The organism is Hymenobacter coccineus (assembly GCF_001816125.1).
GTDB lineage: Bacteria > Bacteroidota > Bacteroidia > Cytophagales > Hymenobacteraceae > Hymenobacter > Hymenobacter coccineus.
In genome coordinates this window covers 1-377 of record NZ_MDZA01000303.1, presented here as the reverse complement: position 1 = coordinate 377, position 377 = coordinate 1, and the positions used below count along the sequence as shown (strand labels likewise).

Here is a 377-nt window from a genome sequence, read left to right as displayed (position 1 = left end):
CGGGCCGTGGCCGTCTGCCAGCCCCTGCCTGGCCTACTCGTGCACGCCGACCGCGGCAGCCAGTACACCAGCGACGCCTTTACCACCTTACTCGACCGCACCCAGGCGATTGCCAGCCTGAGTCGGCCCGGTAATCCCTATGATAACGCCCTGGCCGAGAGCGGCTGGAGCACGCTCAAAACGGAGCTACTGCCCCGAGGGTCCTGCTTTGCGGACCTGGAAGAGGCCCGCTTAGAACTGGCCGAATACCTCGATCACTACTACAATACCCAGCGCTTGCACTCTGCGCTAGGCTACTGCACCCCGCTCGAAATCGAACTCCACTACCTTTTCAATCTACCTTAGCTCTGTGTCCGTTTAAACCCGACCACCTCAGT

1 protein-coding gene is annotated in these 377 nt (G+C 61.0%); it reads left to right on the top strand.

All coding sequences use genetic code 11. The annotated features are described in order from the left end of the window. Positions 1-345, top strand: a 345-nt coding sequence (locus BEN49_RS15665) for an integrase core domain-containing protein (protein ID WP_141765692.1), incomplete at its 5' end; no start/stop codon positions are given. Positions 346-377 lie beyond the last annotated feature (32 nt).